Here is a 15454-nt window from a genome sequence, read left to right on the forward strand (position 1 = left end):
ACATCTCCATCCCACCGACGCCGTGCCCGGACTTGATCCGGGCACCCATGGTGCCGCGCAAACGTGGGCGTCCGGGCTCGCGGATCAGGTCCGCGAGCGTCAGAGCAGGAGTGGGAGCGTCGGGTCAGACCGAGAAGTACTTCGCCTGCGGATGCAGAACCACAATCGCTGAAGTCGACTGCTCCGGATGCAGCTGGCCTTCCTCCGCCACCTCCACGCCGATGGCTGATGCGCCGACGAGGTCCAGGATAGCGGCCTGATCCTCCAGATTCGGGCAGGCCGGGTAGCCGAAGGAATAGCGGGAGCCGCGATAGCCCTGCTTGAGCAGGGCGTGCGGGTCCGTCGCGTCCTCCGACCCGAAACCAAGTTCGGACCGGATGCGCGCATGGACCATCTCGGCCATCGCCTCTGCCATTTCGACCGACAGGCCGTGCAGGTAGAGGTAGTCCTGATACTTGTCCTGCGCGAACCATTCCCGTGCCACGTCGGAGGCGCGGGTGCCCATGGTGACGAGCTGCAGCCCGATCACGTCCCGGCGCCCCGTCTCCGCCTCCGGATAGAAATCGGCGATGCAGAGTCCCCCTTCCCGGTTCTGCCGGGGCAGGGAGAAACGGGCGACTTCCTTCTCCGATTCCGGGTCGAACAGCACCAGATCATCGCGTTCGCTGGCGGCGGGCCAGTATCCATAGGCCGCCTTCGGCGTCAGGATCTTCTCTTCCCGGCAGCGCGCCAGCATCTGATGCATGATCGGTCGGACTTCACGCTCCGCCCATTTCCGATAGTCCTCCCGGTCGCGCCCGGCCTTCCGGAAGCCCCACTGGAACTGGTACAGCATGGTCTCGTTCAGATAGGGCAGCAGCGCACGGGGATCGACGTGATCGATCCGGCGTCCGCCCCAGAACGGCGGCTTCGGCGGTACGTGATCCTGGTGCAGTTCTGCCCGCCGCAGGCTGATCTCCTCGAAGTCCACCGGCCGGGTGACACCTTCGGAGGGGCGACCGACGGCCTTGCGGGTGGAGGGTCGCGCCGCACGGGTCTCCGACGCGGATGCGACATGGTCGTCGAACGTGCCGGTGCCGATCAGGTCCATCATCTTCAGCCCGTCGAAGGCATCGCGGGCATAGGCAACCCTCTGGCCGCCATAGGCCTCCAGACAATCCTGCTCGACATATTTCCGGGTCAGCGCCGCACCGCCGAGGATGACCGGGATATCCAGCCCCTCTGCTGCCATCTGCTGCAGGTTCTCGCGCATGATGACGGTGGATTTCACCAGCAGGCCCGACATGCCGATGGCATCGGCCTTCTCCGCCTTCGCCGCATCGACGATGTTGTTCAGCGGCTGCTTGATCCCCAGGTTGACGACCCGGTAGCCGTTGTTGGTCAGGATGATATCGACGAGGTTCTTGCCGATGTCATGCACGTCACCCTTCACGGTGGCGAGGACGATGGTGCCCTTCTCCTGCCCCTTGATCTTCTCCATGTGCGGTTCCAGATGCGCCACCGCGGCCTTCATGACCTCGGCGGAGCGCAGCACGAACGGCAGCTGCATCTTCCCCGCACCGAACAGTTCACCCACCACCTTCATGCCACCCAGCAGGATGTTGTTGATGATGTCGAGCGGCGGATGGGTCTTCATGGCGGTGTCGAGATCTTCCGCAAGGCCCTGCCCGTCACCGTCGATGATCCGGTCCTTGAGCTGCTCTTCCACCGTCTCCGCCCGCTGTTTCACGGTCTTGGCGACCTTGCGGTCCTGAAACAGTTCCATGAAGGCTTCCAGAGGATCATAGCCTTCGGCACGGCGGTCGAAGATCAGGTCCTCCGCGGCCTTCACCTCGGCCTCCGGGATCTGGTGCAGCGGCACGATCTTCGACGCATGCAGGATCGCGGCGTTCAGCCCCCGCTTCATCGCGTGGTCCAGGAAGACCGAGTTCAGCACATGCCGCGCCGCCGCATTCAGGCCGAAGGAGATGTTGGAGAGGCCCAGCAGGATCTGGCAGTCGGGCAGTTCCTTCGATATCTGCTCGATGGCGTCCAGGGTCCAGAGGCCCAGCTTACGGTCATCCTCGTTGCCCGTGCAGATGGTGAAGGTCAGCGGGTCGATGATCAGGTCACTGGCCGGCAGCCCATGGCGGTTCACGGCGACATCGTGCAGCCGCTTCGCCACGCGCAGCTTGTCCTCGGCCCGCTTGGCCATGCCGTCCTCGTCGATGGTCAGGGCGATCATGGCCGCCCCGAAACGGCGCGCGAGGGTCAGCCGGGCGTCGGCCGGTTCCTCCCCGTCCTCGAAGTTGAAGGAATTGATGACCGCCTTGCCGCCATAGAGTTTCAGGGCGTGTTCCAGCACCGGCAGTTCGGTGGAATCGATCACCAGCGGTGCCGTCAGGCTGCCCCGCATGCGCGAGAGCAATGCCGTCATGTCGGCGATCTCGTCGCGCCCGACATAGGCGGCGCAGAGGTCGATGGCATGACTGCCCTCGCCTTCCTGATCACGGCCCATGGCGACACAGGCGTCGTAGTTCTCCGCCGCCTGCAGTTCCCGGAACTTGCGCGACCCGTTGGCGTTGCAGCGTTCCCCGATGGCCAGCACAGCATTTTCCTGGCGCAGCGGCGTCTGGGTGAAGAGTGATGCAATGGACGGCGTCCATTCGGGCGTGCGCGGGGCCGGTTCCGGACGACGGCGGTTGCGACCGAGATCGCTCAGCATCCGGTCCAGCGCCTGGATATGTTCCGGCGTGGTGCCGCAACAGCCACCAATCAGATTGACGCCAAAGTCCGAGACGAAGCGGCGCAGCCATTCGGCCAGTTCGTCCGGGCGCAGGGGATAGACCGTCTCCCCGTCGATCAGCTCCGGCAGTCCGGCGTTCGGCTGCACCGTGATCGGCACATCGACGCTTTCCGAGAGGAAGCGGACGTGCTCCATCATCTCCTTCGGGCCGGTGGCGCAGTTCAGACCGATGGCATCGACGCTCATCGCCTTCAGGATGGTCGCGGCGGCGGCAATGTCGGCGCCGACCAGCATCGTCCCCGTGGTCTCCACGGTGACCTGGACAATCACCGGCACATCGACACCGGCAGCCTTGCGCGCGTCCTTCGCGCCATTCACCGCCGCCTTGATCTGCAGCGGATCCTGGCAGGTCTCGATCAGAATGCCATCGACCCCGCCGGAGATCAGCCCATCGGCCTGCAGGCGATAGGCCGCCTCGAGATCGTCATAGGCGATATGGCCCAGGCTCGGCAGCTTGGTGCCGGGACCGATGGAGCCGAGCACGTAGAGGCGGACGCCATCCGCCTGCCGCGCCTCGTCCACCACCTCCCGCGCCAGCCGGGCAGCGCGCTGGTTCAGATCGAATGCCTCATCCGTCAGGTCGAACTCGCCCAGCGTGATGGGCGACGCGCCAAAGGTATTGGTCTGGATGATGTCGGAACCAGATTCGACGTAGCCACGGTGGATTTCCCGCACGATGTCGGGCCGGGTCCGGTTCAGGATCTCGGTGCAGTTTTCCTGCCCGCCGTAGTCGACTTCAATGTCCAGCCCCATGGCCTGCACACGGCTGCCCATGGCGCCGTCACAAAGCAGGACGTCGCTCTTCAGAGCCTCGATCAGATCACTCATGCCCGCGCCGATGCCTCCGTCCCGGAAAGTGCGATCCGGTCGCCGGTCTGCGCCACGTCAATCCGGCGGCAGACCTCCGTCACCATGTCGGACTGGTTCAGGGTATAGAAATGGAAGCCGGGAACACCGTGCCGGGCCAGCCGCTGACACAGTTCGGCGGCCAGATCGACGGCGACCCGCTGGCGATCCCTGCGGCTGTCGCCCGCCGCCTCGATCCGGCGCACGACGAAGTCCGGAATCACCGCGCCACAGCCGGCTGCAAAGCGCCGCAACTGCTCCAGATCACGGATCGGCAGGATGCCGGGCAGGATCGGCTGCCAGATGCCCCGCGCGGTCGCCGCATCGCGGAACCGCAGATAGGCATCCGCATCGAAGAAGAACTGCGTGATGGCACGGTTGGCTCCGGCGTCGAACTTGGACTTGAGGTTGTCCAGATCAGCGGCGCTGTCGCGGGAGTCGGGGTGAACCTCCGGGTAGGCCGCGACCGAGATGTCGAAGTCATGGATCCGCCGCAGGCCGGCCACCAGATCGGCGGCGTTGGCGTACCCTTCCGGGTGCGGGCGGTAGGTCGTGTCACCGTTCTGCGGATCGCCGCGCAGGGCGACGATGCGGCTGACACCGGCAGCCAGATAGTCACGCGCCACCGCGTCCACCGTTGCCTTCGACTGGGCCACGGCGGTCAGATGCGCGGCACCCTGGAGGCCGGTTGCGCCGCTGATGGCCTGGATGGTCTCCAGTGTGCCGGTCTGGGTCGTTCCCCCCGCACCATAGGTGACCGAGAAGAAGGCCGGTGCCGTGGTCGCAAGCTCCCGCGCGATGCGGGGCAGCTTTGCCGCCCCCTGTTCGGTCTTCGCCGGAAAGAACTCCAGCGAGATTTCCAGCGCGGGTCCGCTGGCGACATTCTTCATCAACATGCTCATGCCTCTTGATCCCCGGCAGCGCGGGTGGCGGACCAGAGTCCGACCGTCAGCGTCCTGCCCGGCAGGTGAAGGGTGTGTTCGGGTGTCAGGCCGGCCTCGGTGAACCAGGCCCGGATCTCGTCGTCGCCAAAGCCGAGGCGACGGTGTGCGTGTTCAGTGCGCAGGTCCTCCTGCGTGTGCGGCAGGAAATCGACGACGACCAGCCGTCCGCCGGACCGCAGCATCGACGCCGCGATGGCGACAAGCTGGCGCGGTTCGTCCATGAAATGCAGGACCTGATGCGCGGTGACCAGATCGAAGCTGCCTGGTGCGAAGGGCAGACGCAGGATGTCGCCCTGCCGCACCTGCACATGCTGATGTTCCGGCGTGTCCAGTGCTGCCCTGGCGATGGACAGCATCTCAGGGTTCAGATCAACGCCGACGGCACGTTCCACCCGCCCGGAAAGGACGGAGAGCAGCCGACCGGTGCCCGTGCCAAGGTCCAGCATGTCGTCGATGTCGTCGGTGCCCAGCACCGCATGCAGCGCGGTCTCCACCTCACGTTCGCTGACATGCAGCTTTCGCACTTCGTCCCAGCGGGCGGCGTTACGGCTGAAATAGTCCTGGGCACGGCTGGCGCGCTGCTGGCGGACATTGTCCAGGCGCACCAGCTCGGTGGCGAGATCCGGGTCGCCCTGTTCGATCAGGTCATCCAGCGCGCTGGCCAGAACAGCGTGCGCCCCGTCGAGGGAGAGCCGGTAGTAGACCCAGGCCCCTTCCCGCGCGCGTTCCAGCAGGCCGGCGTCGCAGAGAAGCTTCAGATGGCGTGAAACCCGCGGCTGGCTCTGGCCGAGGATCCAGACCAGTTCCGACACGGTCAGTTCCGACCGGCGGCAGAGCGCCAGCAGTTTCAGCCGGGTCTCGTCACTCGCCGCCTTCAGCGCCAGCACCAGATCCGCCATGGGCATGCTGCCACCCGTCCTGGGTGCCAGCGGCGCGGGCGACGGCGTGACGTTTCCGGAGTCGAGCCTGATATGTTTCTGTTCAGCCATGAAATCAGGATATGCACATTTCTTTATATTCACAAGAGCAATCCTGTGGCTCCAGCGCGACAGATCGGGTGTACCGGGCTTTTCAAGTGATCTCAGGTACGCCTCCGGGCCTCGCGGACCTTGACCTGACAGACCTGTTCGACGTTTCATCCGGCCCAGAACGGATCAGGGAATCATCGGACCATGACTCGAAATGCTCTCATTCGACCGCTGGCAATGGTGTTCATGACTTTCGCGCTGTTTGCCACCGCACCGGTCATGTCTGCGGAATCGCCGAAACAGATGGTCGAGCGGCTGGGCGGGACTGCGGTCATGATCCTGGCAGACCCGGATACAGACCCGAGCGCGCGGACGCAGAAATTCGCGGAACTGTTCACCAGGGGCTTCGATCTGCCACTGGTCGCCCGCATCGTGCTTGGCCGCTACTGGCGGGTGGCAACGCCGGAACAGAAGACCGAGTACGTCAGCCTGTTCGAGGACTATGTGATCAATACCTATGCGAACCGTCTGAATTCCTATGCCGGCCAGACCCTGCGCATCACCGGCGCCAACCCGATCAGCGACAATGAGACAATGGTGAGTTCGGTGATCGAACAGCCCCAGGGCGAGCCTGTGAAGGTCGACTGGCGGGTGCTGGATCGCGGCGGTGAACTGAAGATCGTCGATGTGCTGGTGGAAGGTGTCAGCATGGCGATCAGCCAGCGCTCGGAATTCGGCGCCGTCATTGCCAACAATGGCGGCAATGTCGAGGCCCTGCTGGTCAGGCTGCGCGCCCAGAACAGCAAGTAGTCCCGGAGAATTCCGGGAAGGGGGAGGCATGGCCATGGAAGGTTTCGCCAGTGCGGACGATGTTGCCGCGCTCCAGACCCTGATCAGGGATGCCAACCGGATCGTGTTCTTCACCGGGGCCGGAATCTCCACCGAGTCCGGCATTCCCGATTTCCGCAGTCCCGGCGGTCTCTGGACCAAGAACCAGCCCATCGACTTCGGCGACTTCATAGCGCGGGAGGACATGCGCCGCGAGTCATGGCGGCGCAAGTTCGCCATGGAGGAAACCTTCGCCAGTGCAACACCCAACCGGGGCCACCGGGCCGTGGAGAAACTGATCCGCGACGGCAAGGCCAGCGCCATCATCACCCAGAACGTCGATGGCCTGCATCAGGCCAGCGGCGTGCCGGACGAGAAGGTGATCGAGCTGCATGGCAACTCCACCTATGCCACCTGCCTGGACTGCGGGCTGCGTCACGAACTGGACCTGATCCGCAAACACTTCGAGGCAGACGGCACCCTGCCCCACTGCAGGAACTGCGGCGGCATCGTGAAGACGGCCACGATCTCCTTCGGACAGAGCATGCCGATCGCGGAGATGGAGCGGGCGGAGCGCGAAACGCTTGCCGCCGACCTCTGCATCGTTCTGGGATCGTCCCTCGTGGTCTATCCCGCTGCCGGATTCCCGCGACTGGCGAAGGAGAATGGCGCCGGGCTGGTCATCCTGAACCGCGACCCCACCGACCTGGACCGCTTTGCCGATCTGGTGCTGAACGCGGAGATCGGGCCTACCCTCGGCACCGCGGTCAATGTCAACTGAGCCAACGGACAGCGGTGCCATCCGCCCCTATCGGACCGACGACCGCGATCAGGTCATCGACCTCTGGACCGCCTGCGGTCTGACCCGGCCCTGGAACGATCCGGCAGCGGACATTCTGCGTTCGCTGGATACGGCGACATCGGAACTGTTCATCCACAGGGACGCGGATCGCATCACCGGGACCCTGATGGTCGGCTACGACGGCCATCGTGGCTGGATGTACTATCTGGCCGCTGACCCCGCGCAGCGCGGCAAGGGCATCGCAAGGGCGCTGGTCGCGGTGGCGGAGGACTTCCTGCGCGGCCAGGGCTGCCCCAAGGTCGAACTGATGGTGCGCACCGACAATACTGCGGCGCTGGGGTTCTACGACCGTCTCGGGTACGAGGCGCAGGACGTCACGGTTCGGGCGAAGTGGCTGAACGGCAACGCGCAGTAGCCGGTACCGCCAGGCAGGCGCTCGCCTACCCCCGCACCCGCTCCACCCGTGACATGCCGGGTTCGCCCGCCAGCGCGCTGATGATGTCCGTCAGGTGCTGCACGTCGCGCACTTCGATGTCGATCACCATGCGGAAGAAGTCGTCGGTGCGGCGGCTGGTGCTGATGTTGGCAATGTTGCCGTCCTGCTCCGCGATCAGGCTGGTGGTACGACTGAGCATGCCGCGGCGGTTGGCGATCTCCGCCTCGATCCGCGCCACGTAATTCTGCGACGCCGCCGCATCGCCGGTCCAGGCAGCGTCGAGCCAGCGTTCCGGCACGTCCTGATAGAGTTCCAGCGTGGCGCAATCGATGGCATGGACATGAATGCCCTTGCCCGCGTCATTGATACCGACGATCCGGTCGCCGGGGATCGGGTGGCAGCAGGTGGAGAAGGTGACACCGACGCCCGGCGTCAGCCCCCTGACGGGAACGGCATCATTCGCAACCGTCTTCTTCGGGCGGGCCAGGGAGCGCCGCCGCGAGCGTTCGCTCGGGTACAGCATACCCAGGACATCGCGGGAGGAAATCGTGCCGGTCCCGACGCCCTCGTAGAGCTCACCGAGGGAATCAAGCCGCAGGGATTGCAGCACGGTCTTCAGGTTCTTCGCCGTGGGCCTGCGGCGCGCCGCCTGGAACGTGGTGTCCAGCAGCCGACGCCCCACCTCCTGATGTTCCGCCCTCACCCTCTGGCGCGTGGCGCGGCGGATGGCGCTGCGGGCCTTGCCAGTGACGACGAATTCCTCCCAGAGCGGCTGCGGCGACTGCTCGGTGGAGGTCAGCACCTCGATCTGGTCGCCGTTGCGAAGCTGGGCATGCAGCGGCGCAACGCGACCGTTGACCTTCGCCCCGACACAGGTGTCGCCCAGATCGGTATGCACCGCATAGGCAAAGTCGACCGGCGTCGCACCGGCCGGCAACTGGATCAGCCGTCCCTTGGGGGAGAAGCAGAAGACCTGGTCGGCGTACATGTTCAGCTTCGAGTTCTCCAGGAACTCGTCGAAATCCGATGCCTCGTTCAGGATCTCCAGCAGTTCGCGCAACCAGCGTTCCTGCTCCGCGCTCGGCTGCGATCCCTTGCCGCCACCGGACTTGTAGTGCCAGTGCGCCGCAACACCGAACTCGGCGCGTTCATGCATCTCCCGGCTGCGGATCTGGATCTCCGTCCGGACCCCCTCCGGCCCCAGCACGACCGTATGCAGCGACTGGTAGCCATTGCGCTTCGGGATCGAGATGTAGTCATCGAACTGGTCCGGCACCATCGGATAGCGCTGATGGATCGCGCCCAGCATGCGATAGCAGGCATCCGCGTCGTCGACGATGATGCGGAAGGCATAGACATCGGCAAGCTGCTCGAACGTGATCCGCTTTTCCTGCAGCTTGCGCCAGATCGAGAAGTGGCGTTTCTCCCGCCCCTTGATCTCCGCGATCAGGCCGGTCGTCTTGACCGTCTCCTGCAAGGCGAGCTGCATGCGCAGGATCAGGTTGCCTGCCTGGCGCCGCAGTTGCTTCAGCCGCTCGTCGATCGAGTCCCAGGCCTTCTTGTCCAGAACCTGGAAGGACAGGTCCAGCAGCTCTTCCTTGATGTCGTTCATGCCGACGCGCTCGGCCAGCGGGGCGTAGATCTCCCGGGTTTCCAGGGCGATCCGTTGCGCCTTCTCCGGCTTCAGGTAACCGATCGTGCGCATGTTGTGCAGCCGGTCGGCCAGCTTCACCACCAGGACGCGGATGTCATCGGACATGGCCAGCAGCAGCTTGCGGAAATTCTCCGCCTGCTGGGTCTGATCCGACTTCAGTTCCATCTTGGAAAGCTTGGTGACGCCATCGACCAGTTGCGCCACATGCGGACCGAACTCACGCTCGATTTCCTCCGGCGTTGCCAGCGTATCCTCGATGGTGTCGTGCAACAGCGCGGTGACGATGGTCTCGGTATCCAGCCGGTAGTTGGTCAGGATTCCGGCGACCTCGACCGGGTGACTGAAATAGGGATCACCGGACGCGCGCTTCTGGCTGCCGTGCGCACGCACGGCAAAGACATAGGCCTTGTTGATCAGGTCTTCGCGGGCTTTCGGGTCATAGCTCAGGACCCGTTCCACCAGCTGCATCTGGCGCATCATGGGGCGAAGCCTATCGCATCACCCGATGCGGCGTCATCAGCCGCCGCTCTGGTCGCCTGCGGCCAGGGCAGCAAGTTCACGACGCATGCGTGTGGCAAGGTCGTCCTCTTCCGGCTCGTCGCGCTCCACATGGCGCTGGTAGCTGGCGATCAGGGCATCACCGAGTTCCTTGGTGCTGACCTTCTCCTCCGCGATCTCACGCAAGGCGACCACCGGGTTCTTGTCGTTGTCGCGCTCGACCAGAATTTCCGAGCCGCTCGAGATCGCGCGGGCACGCTGGGCGGCCAGCAGCACGAGATCGAAACGGTTCGAAACCTTGTCGATACAGTCTTCAACGGTAACGCGGGCCATGAAGGCACCTCCGGCACAGGTTGCGCAATTCTGGAAAGTTCAGGGTCTCTAACGGCTCGCCGCCGCGCCTGCAACTTCTTTTTCGGCTTCCAGCAGGCTCACACCACTGGCGTCGGCCATCTGAAGCATGTCGGCTGCGGTCTGGCCAGAGACCGGATGCCGCCAGTGCGGTGCGACCTCCCGCAAGGGCAGCAGCACGAACGCCCGATCAGCCATCCGCGGATGTGGCAGCTGCGGCACGCCATGGATACCGGTGGCGCTGAGAACACTGGTGCCATGGGCCAGCAGATCCAGGTCGATCCAGCGCGGTGCCCAGCGTTCCTGCCGCACGCGCCCGAACGACCATTCGATCTCGTGCAGGATCTGCAGCAGCCGCCCCGGCTCTTCCGCCGTCTCCAGCCGGGCCACGCCATTGACGTACCAGGGCTGCGGCGAGATGGACGGCGGGAACGGCGGCGTGACGTACCAGCGCGATCGCGCCGCGACATGAACCCCACGATCCGACAGGCGTTCCAGCGCTGCCTCCAGCGTGTTCTCCGGCGGTCCGTAGTCGGGGTGGGGCAGGTTGCCACCCAGTCCTATCAAGATCATCCCGTCCTCCCGGCGCGCAGCCCGTTCACCCTGTCCGTCAGGCGTGGTTTTCACTGGCATTTCCAAGCCTTCCAGCCTATGCAGGGATAGCTCCGACAAAGGTCCTGAACCGGCTCGATTGCGCCATCAGGTGTCGCGATCCGGTGGAACGCGGAGCGCCATGGATAATTCATTGAAACGGTTTTGCAAATGTCTGATCTCGACCTCGGATTTTACCCTTCCGAGAAGGTGGCCCTTTTTATTGACGGTGCCAATCTCTATGCCGCAGCCCGCACCCTGAACTTCGACATCGACTATCGGAAGCTGCGCACGGTATTCGCCAGGCACACCAATCTGGTCCGCGCCTTCTACTACACGGCGCTGCTGGAGGATCAGGAATATTCTCCCCTGCGCCCGCTGGTCGACTGGCTGGACTACAACGGTTTCACGATGGTGACGAAGCCCGCGAAGGAGTTCGTCGGCCATGACGGACGACGCAAGGTCAAGGGCAACATGGACATCGAACTGGCCATCGACATGATGGAAATGGCCGGTTTCATCGATCACGCGGTCCTGTTCTCCGGCGACGGCGATTTTCGCAGCCTGGTGGAGGCCGTGCAGCGCCGTGGCCTGCGCTGCACCGTTGTCAGCACGATCAAGACCCAGCCGCCGATGATCGCCGATGAGCTGCGCAGGCAGGCTGACCGCTTCATCGAACTGCAGACGCTGCAGCCGCTGATCGGGCGGGAAGGCTTCGTGCGCCCGCAGAATCCGCGCCGTGACGATGCCCCGCGCGGCACCGTCCGCGATGATGAGGACGACGACGACTACGATGATGAACTGGTCAGCTGACATCCGGCCATGACCGCGCATGAACCGGCCCCGGACTGCACCCTGTGCCCGCGTCTGGTCGCGTTCCGGCAGGACAACCAGGCTGCCTATCCCGACTTTCACAATGGTCCGGTCCCGGCCTTTGGCGATATCGGGGCACGCTTGCTTGTGGTCGGACTCGCCCCCGGGCTGAAGGGAGCGAACCGGACCGCTCGGCCTTTCACCGGCGACTATGCGGGTGACCTGCTCTACCCGTCGCTGATCGATGCCGGTTTCGCACGCGGGACCTATGGCGCGCATCCCGGCGACGGGCTGGAACTTGCGGATTGCCGCATCACCAACGCGGTGCGCTGCGTTCCCCCGGCCAACAAGCCGACCGGGGACGAAGCCAAGACCTGTCGCCCGTACCTGGTGGCCGAGATCGCGGCAATGGCGAACCTTCAGGCGCTGCTGGCGCTGGGCCGGTTCGCCCATGAGGCCGTGATCCGCACCTTCGGACTGCGGCAGAAGGATCATGCCTTCGGCCATGGTGCGATGCATCTGTTGCCGAACGGATTGCTGCTGGCCGACAGCTACCACTGCTCCCGCTACAACGTGAACACCAACCGGCTGACAGCGGAAATGTTCGCCGACGTGCTGGCGGCGCTCAGCGCGCGGATGGACGACTGAAGCTCCCGGCCCCCGACCGCTGGCCCTATCGGGCGTCGTGGAAGATCACGCCCAGGGTCTGGCGGTGTCCTGCAGTCACGGTGGAAACACCATGGCGCATGGTCACGCGAAAATCCCCGCGCTTGCCCGGCACGGGCCGCTGATTGACCGCAAACAGCAGGCCTTCGCCTTCGTCCAGCATGATTGCCTCCGCGCGGGACTGCATGCGCGGGCGCGCTTCAGTCAGGACAAATGCCCCGCCCCTGTAGGCGTCCGGCGCGCTGAGCATGACGACAAGCTGGATGGGAAAATGCATCTCCCCGTACAGGTCCTGGTGCAGGCGATTGTAGTCTCCGGGTCCGTAGTCAAGCAGCAGCGGTGTCGGTCGCACCTGACCCGCCTGGTGGCAGGCCGCCAGATAGTCCTCGTGCCTGTCGGGGAACCGTTCGGCCTTTCCCATGCGGTCCATCCACTGGTTGGCCAATGGCGCCAGTTCGGCATAGGCGTGGCGTCGGAGGTCGGCCACACCCTTCGGCAGCGGATAGGCAAAGTACTTGTAACTGCCCTGTCCGTAGCCATGCCGCTGCATGATCACATGGTTGCGGAATGGCTTGTCTTCGGCAAACAGGGGACGCAGGGCAGCAGTTTCCCCGGTATCGAGCAGGCCCGGCAACCGCGCAAACCCGCGTTGGTCCAGCTCCGATCGGATCCTGTTCCAGTCCTGCACGTTCATGCCCGGATGAACCTGTCGAAGACCCGGCCATCGACACAGAGCAGACCCGCGAAGATCAGCAGGAACCCGACGGCGGTGGACGGCGTGACCTGTTCATCCAGGAAGATGACACCCAGGGCCATGGCGCTCGGCGGAATCATGATGGTCACCAGCATGAGATTGGTCGCCCCGGCGGTGGCCAGGATGCGGAAGTAGAGGATATAGGCCAGCGCCGTGCAGAACGTCCCGAGCGTCACCCAGGCCAGCAGGACGCCGACGCCCGGCACCGCCGTCGGCACCCCCTCCACGAACAGGGCGACCGGCAGCATGATCAGGGTGGACGACGTCAGCATGCCGGCCCCGGAAACCGTCGGGGCAAAGCGTTTCAGACGGCGGCCATACACACCGGCGAAGCTGTAGCAGAGCGCGGCACAGAGCACCGCGATCTGGCCAATCAGGCTGCCGTCAAGCCCGTGAAAGGCATCCGGACCCACCAGCACCGCGACGCCCCCCATGCCCAGGACGACCCCGGCAGTCCGCGTGACGGTTGCCTTTTCATCCTGTGTCAGCAGGTGCGCAACGATCACGACGAAGAGCGGTGTGGTGGCATTCAGGACAGAGGCCAGACCACCGGTGATCCAGGTCTGGCCCCAGAAGATCAGCGTGAAGGGTATGGCATTGTTCAGCAGGCCCATCACCAGCAGGTCCCGGAAGTCGGCCAGTGTGCGCGGCAAGGCAACACCGGAGACCAGCACGACAATCCAGAGGACCGTGGCACCGCAGGCCACCCGCCCCAGCACCAGGGTGAAGGGCCCGACCTCGGTCAGCGCAATCTCGACGAAGAAGAAGGTCGCCCCCCAGAGCAGCGAGAGCGCCAGCATCATCGTCCACTCCAACGCACCCATGCGCATCCGGTCTCACTCCCCTTCAAGGTCTCGCCTGCACGACCCTGCCCGTTTCCGCCTGCATCGGCTTCCCGCCCCTTGTTGTCAAAGCCTCTTTGCACAATCCGCTTGCCTTGGCGGCGGTGGCCCGGCATGGCTGCATCGACATGGAACGGGAGACGACAATGCGCAGGATCGGTCAGTTCATCGACGGTCAGGCAGTGCCTGACAGCGGCGGAACCACATTCGAGAGCATTGATCCGGCGACCGGTGAGACGCTGGCGACGGTTTCCACCGCAACGGCGGATGACATCGACAGCGCTGTTGCCGCCGCCGCCGCGGCCCAACGGGAGTGGCAGGCCACGGATGGCGCCCACAAGGCCGCGATCCTGAACCGTATCGCCGACGCCCTGACCGACCGTCGGCAGGAACTGGCGGAACTGGAAGTCGCCGATACGGGCAAGCCGATCTCGGAAGCGCCGGAGGCCGACATCGACAGTGCGGCGGACTGCTTCCGCTTCTTCGCCGGGGTGGCACGCAGCATTCGCGGGGAGAGCATCGACCTGCCGGATACGCTGATCTACACCCGTCGCGAGCCATGGGGAGTCTGTGCCGGCATCGGCGCCTGGAACTACCCGATCCAGATCGCGAGCTGGAAGGCGGCGCCCGCCCTCGCCTGCGGCAACGCCATGGTCTTCAAGCCCAGCGAGATGACTCCACTGACCGCGATGGAACTGGCCGGCATCATTCATGAGGCCGGTGTCCCCCGGGGCCTCTACAATGTCGTCAATGGCGCGGGGACCGTCGGGGCGGCCCTGGCTACCCATCCCGGCATCGCCAAGGTTTCCGTCACCGGTTCGGTCGGCACGGGCAAGCGGGTCATGACCGGGGCCGCCGACAGCCTGAAGGCCGTCACCATGGAGCTTGGCGGCAAGTCGCCGCTGATCGTCTTTGCCGATGCCAATCTGGACGACGCTGTCTCGGCTGCCATGCTGGCCAACTTCTATACCCAGGGGGAAATCTGCACCAACGGCACCCGCGTCTTCGTGCACGCAAGCATCCGCGACGCTTTCCTGGAACAGCTTGTGCGCCGGACGGAAGCCATGATCGTCGGCGACCCGAAGGATCCGGCAACCCATGTCGGGGCGATGATCTCCGCCGCGCATCTGGAGAAGGTGCTGGCCTATGTCGAACAGGGCAAGGCGGCGGGCGCGCAGGTCCTGACCGGCGGGGAACGGCTGACGGGCGGCATCTATGACCGTGGTGCCTTCATGCGGCCGACGGTCTTCGCCGGAGTCCGCGACGACATGGTGATCGCGCAGGAGGAGATCTTCGGCCCCGTCATGTCGGTGCTGGATTTCGAGGACGAGGACGAGGTGATCGCCCGCGCCAATGCCACCGAATTCGGCCTGGCGGCGGGACTGATGACGAATGACCTGAGCCGCGCGCACCGGGTCGCGGCGCAGCTTCAGGCCGGGACGGTCTGGGTCAATACCTACAATCTGACCCCCATCGAGATGCCCTTCGGCGGCGTCAAGCAGTCAGGTCTGGGGCGCGAGAACGGTCATGCGGCCATCGAGTACTACACGCGGACCAAGAGCGTGCATGTCGGCCTGGGCCCGGTCGAAGCGCCCTACTGATTTCCATCGGCGGATGCCCCGCAGAAAGAAGGGGTGCCGGTGATCGCCACCGGCACCCCTGATCGGCTGGTCCAT

Annotated in this window: 14 protein-coding genes; 6 read left to right on the top strand and 8 right to left on the bottom strand. The window is 64.9% G+C overall.

Annotated elements, in window-relative coordinates; genetic code table 11:
* Positions 1–124 precede the first annotated feature (124 nt).
* From metH to QGV55_RS12835, 3 genes are read right to left on the bottom strand one after another with little or no spacing between them, the layout of a single operon-like run.
* Positions 125–3613, bottom strand: coding sequence for a methionine synthase (gene metH, locus QGV55_RS12825; RefSeq protein ID WP_281016397.1), 3489 nt, complete (start codon positions 3611–3613; stop codon positions 125–127).
* On the bottom strand, positions 3610–4533 hold the full coding sequence (gene metF, locus QGV55_RS12830; protein WP_281016396.1) for a methylenetetrahydrofolate reductase [NAD(P)H]: 924 nt from the start codon (positions 4531–4533) through the stop codon (positions 3610–3612). The genes metH and metF overlap by 4 nt, the downstream gene beginning before the upstream one ends.
* Complete coding sequence (locus QGV55_RS12835) at positions 4530–5564, bottom strand: metalloregulator ArsR/SmtB family transcription factor (protein WP_281016395.1); 1035 nt, start codon at positions 5562–5564, stop codon at positions 4530–4532. Before QGV55_RS12835 ends, metF begins: the two co-directional genes overlap by 4 nt.
* Positions 5565–5789: 225 nt before the next feature.
* On the opposite strand from QGV55_RS12835, the gene QGV55_RS12840 reads away from it, so the two are divergent.
* The 3 genes from QGV55_RS12840 to QGV55_RS12850 are packed head-to-tail and all read left to right on the top strand — an operon-like array spanning position 5790 to position 7588.
* Positions 5790–6353 carry an ABC transporter substrate-binding protein gene (locus QGV55_RS12840; RefSeq protein ID WP_281016394.1) on the top strand — a complete coding sequence of 188 codons (564 nt, stop codon included), beginning with the start codon at positions 5790–5792 and terminating at the stop codon, positions 6351–6353.
* Between the two features lie 34 nt (positions 6354–6387).
* Positions 6388–7152, top strand: a complete 765-nt coding sequence (locus tag QGV55_RS12845) for a Sir2 family NAD-dependent protein deacetylase (RefSeq protein WP_348637697.1) — start codon at positions 6388–6390, stop codon at positions 7150–7152.
* The gene (locus QGV55_RS12850) at positions 7142–7588 is read left to right on the top strand and encodes a GNAT family acetyltransferase (RefSeq protein ID WP_281016392.1); all 447 of its coding nucleotides are present in this window, start codon (positions 7142–7144) and stop codon (positions 7586–7588) included. The genes QGV55_RS12845 and QGV55_RS12850 overlap by 11 nt, the downstream gene beginning before the upstream one ends.
* 25 nt (positions 7589–7613) lie before the next feature.
* On the opposite strand, the gene QGV55_RS12855 is transcribed toward QGV55_RS12850, so the two are convergent.
* The 3 genes from QGV55_RS12855 to folK are packed head-to-tail and all read right to left on the bottom strand — an operon-like array spanning position 7614 to position 10685.
* Positions 7614–9743 (bottom strand): bifunctional (p)ppGpp synthetase/guanosine-3',5'-bis(diphosphate) 3'-pyrophosphohydrolase, encoded by a 2130-nt coding sequence (locus tag QGV55_RS12855; protein WP_281016391.1) that lies wholly within the window; start codon positions 9741–9743, stop codon positions 7614–7616.
* Positions 9744–9779: 36 nt separating this feature from the next.
* The gene (gene rpoZ, locus QGV55_RS12860; RefSeq protein WP_348637606.1) at positions 9780–10094 is read right to left on the bottom strand and encodes a DNA-directed RNA polymerase subunit omega; all 315 of its coding nucleotides are present in this window, start codon (positions 10092–10094) and stop codon (positions 9780–9782) included.
* Between the two features lie 48 nt (positions 10095–10142).
* Complete coding sequence (gene folK / locus QGV55_RS12865; RefSeq protein WP_281016390.1) at positions 10143–10685, bottom strand: 2-amino-4-hydroxy-6-hydroxymethyldihydropteridine diphosphokinase; 543 nt, start codon at positions 10683–10685, stop codon at positions 10143–10145.
* Between the two features lie 189 nt (positions 10686–10874).
* Here folK and QGV55_RS12870 point away from each other — a divergent pair, with 189 nt between their 5' ends.
* Both QGV55_RS12870 and QGV55_RS12875 read left to right on the top strand, forming a co-directional pair.
* On the top strand, positions 10875–11516 hold the full coding sequence (locus QGV55_RS12870; RefSeq protein ID WP_281019959.1) for an NYN domain-containing protein: 642 nt from the start codon (positions 10875–10877) through the stop codon (positions 11514–11516).
* A 9-nt stretch (positions 11517–11525) separates the two neighbouring features.
* Positions 11526–12164, top strand: coding sequence for a uracil-DNA glycosylase (locus QGV55_RS12875; RefSeq protein ID WP_281016388.1), 639 nt, complete (start codon positions 11526–11528; stop codon positions 12162–12164).
* A gap of 25 nt (positions 12165–12189) precedes the next feature.
* On the opposite strand, the gene QGV55_RS12880 is transcribed toward QGV55_RS12875, so the two are convergent.
* Entirely contained in the window at positions 12190–12876 is a 687-nt protein-coding gene (locus QGV55_RS12880; protein WP_281016387.1) for a 2OG-Fe(II) oxygenase, read from the bottom strand.
* The gene (locus QGV55_RS12885) at positions 12873–13760 is read right to left on the bottom strand and encodes a DMT family transporter (protein WP_281016386.1); all 888 of its coding nucleotides are present in this window, start codon (positions 13758–13760) and stop codon (positions 12873–12875) included. Before QGV55_RS12885 ends, QGV55_RS12880 begins: the two co-directional genes overlap by 4 nt.
* 164 nt (positions 13761–13924) lie before the next feature.
* On the opposite strand from QGV55_RS12885, the gene betB reads away from it, so the two are divergent.
* On the top strand, positions 13925–15379 hold the full coding sequence (betB, locus tag QGV55_RS12890; RefSeq protein WP_281016385.1) for a betaine-aldehyde dehydrogenase: 1455 nt from the start codon (positions 13925–13927) through the stop codon (positions 15377–15379).
* Positions 15380–15454 lie beyond the last annotated feature (75 nt).

This window comes from Minwuia sp. IMCC3009 (assembly GCF_029909415.1).
In the GTDB taxonomy this organism is placed as follows: Bacteria; Pseudomonadota; Alphaproteobacteria; order Minwuiales; family Minwuiaceae; genus Minwuia.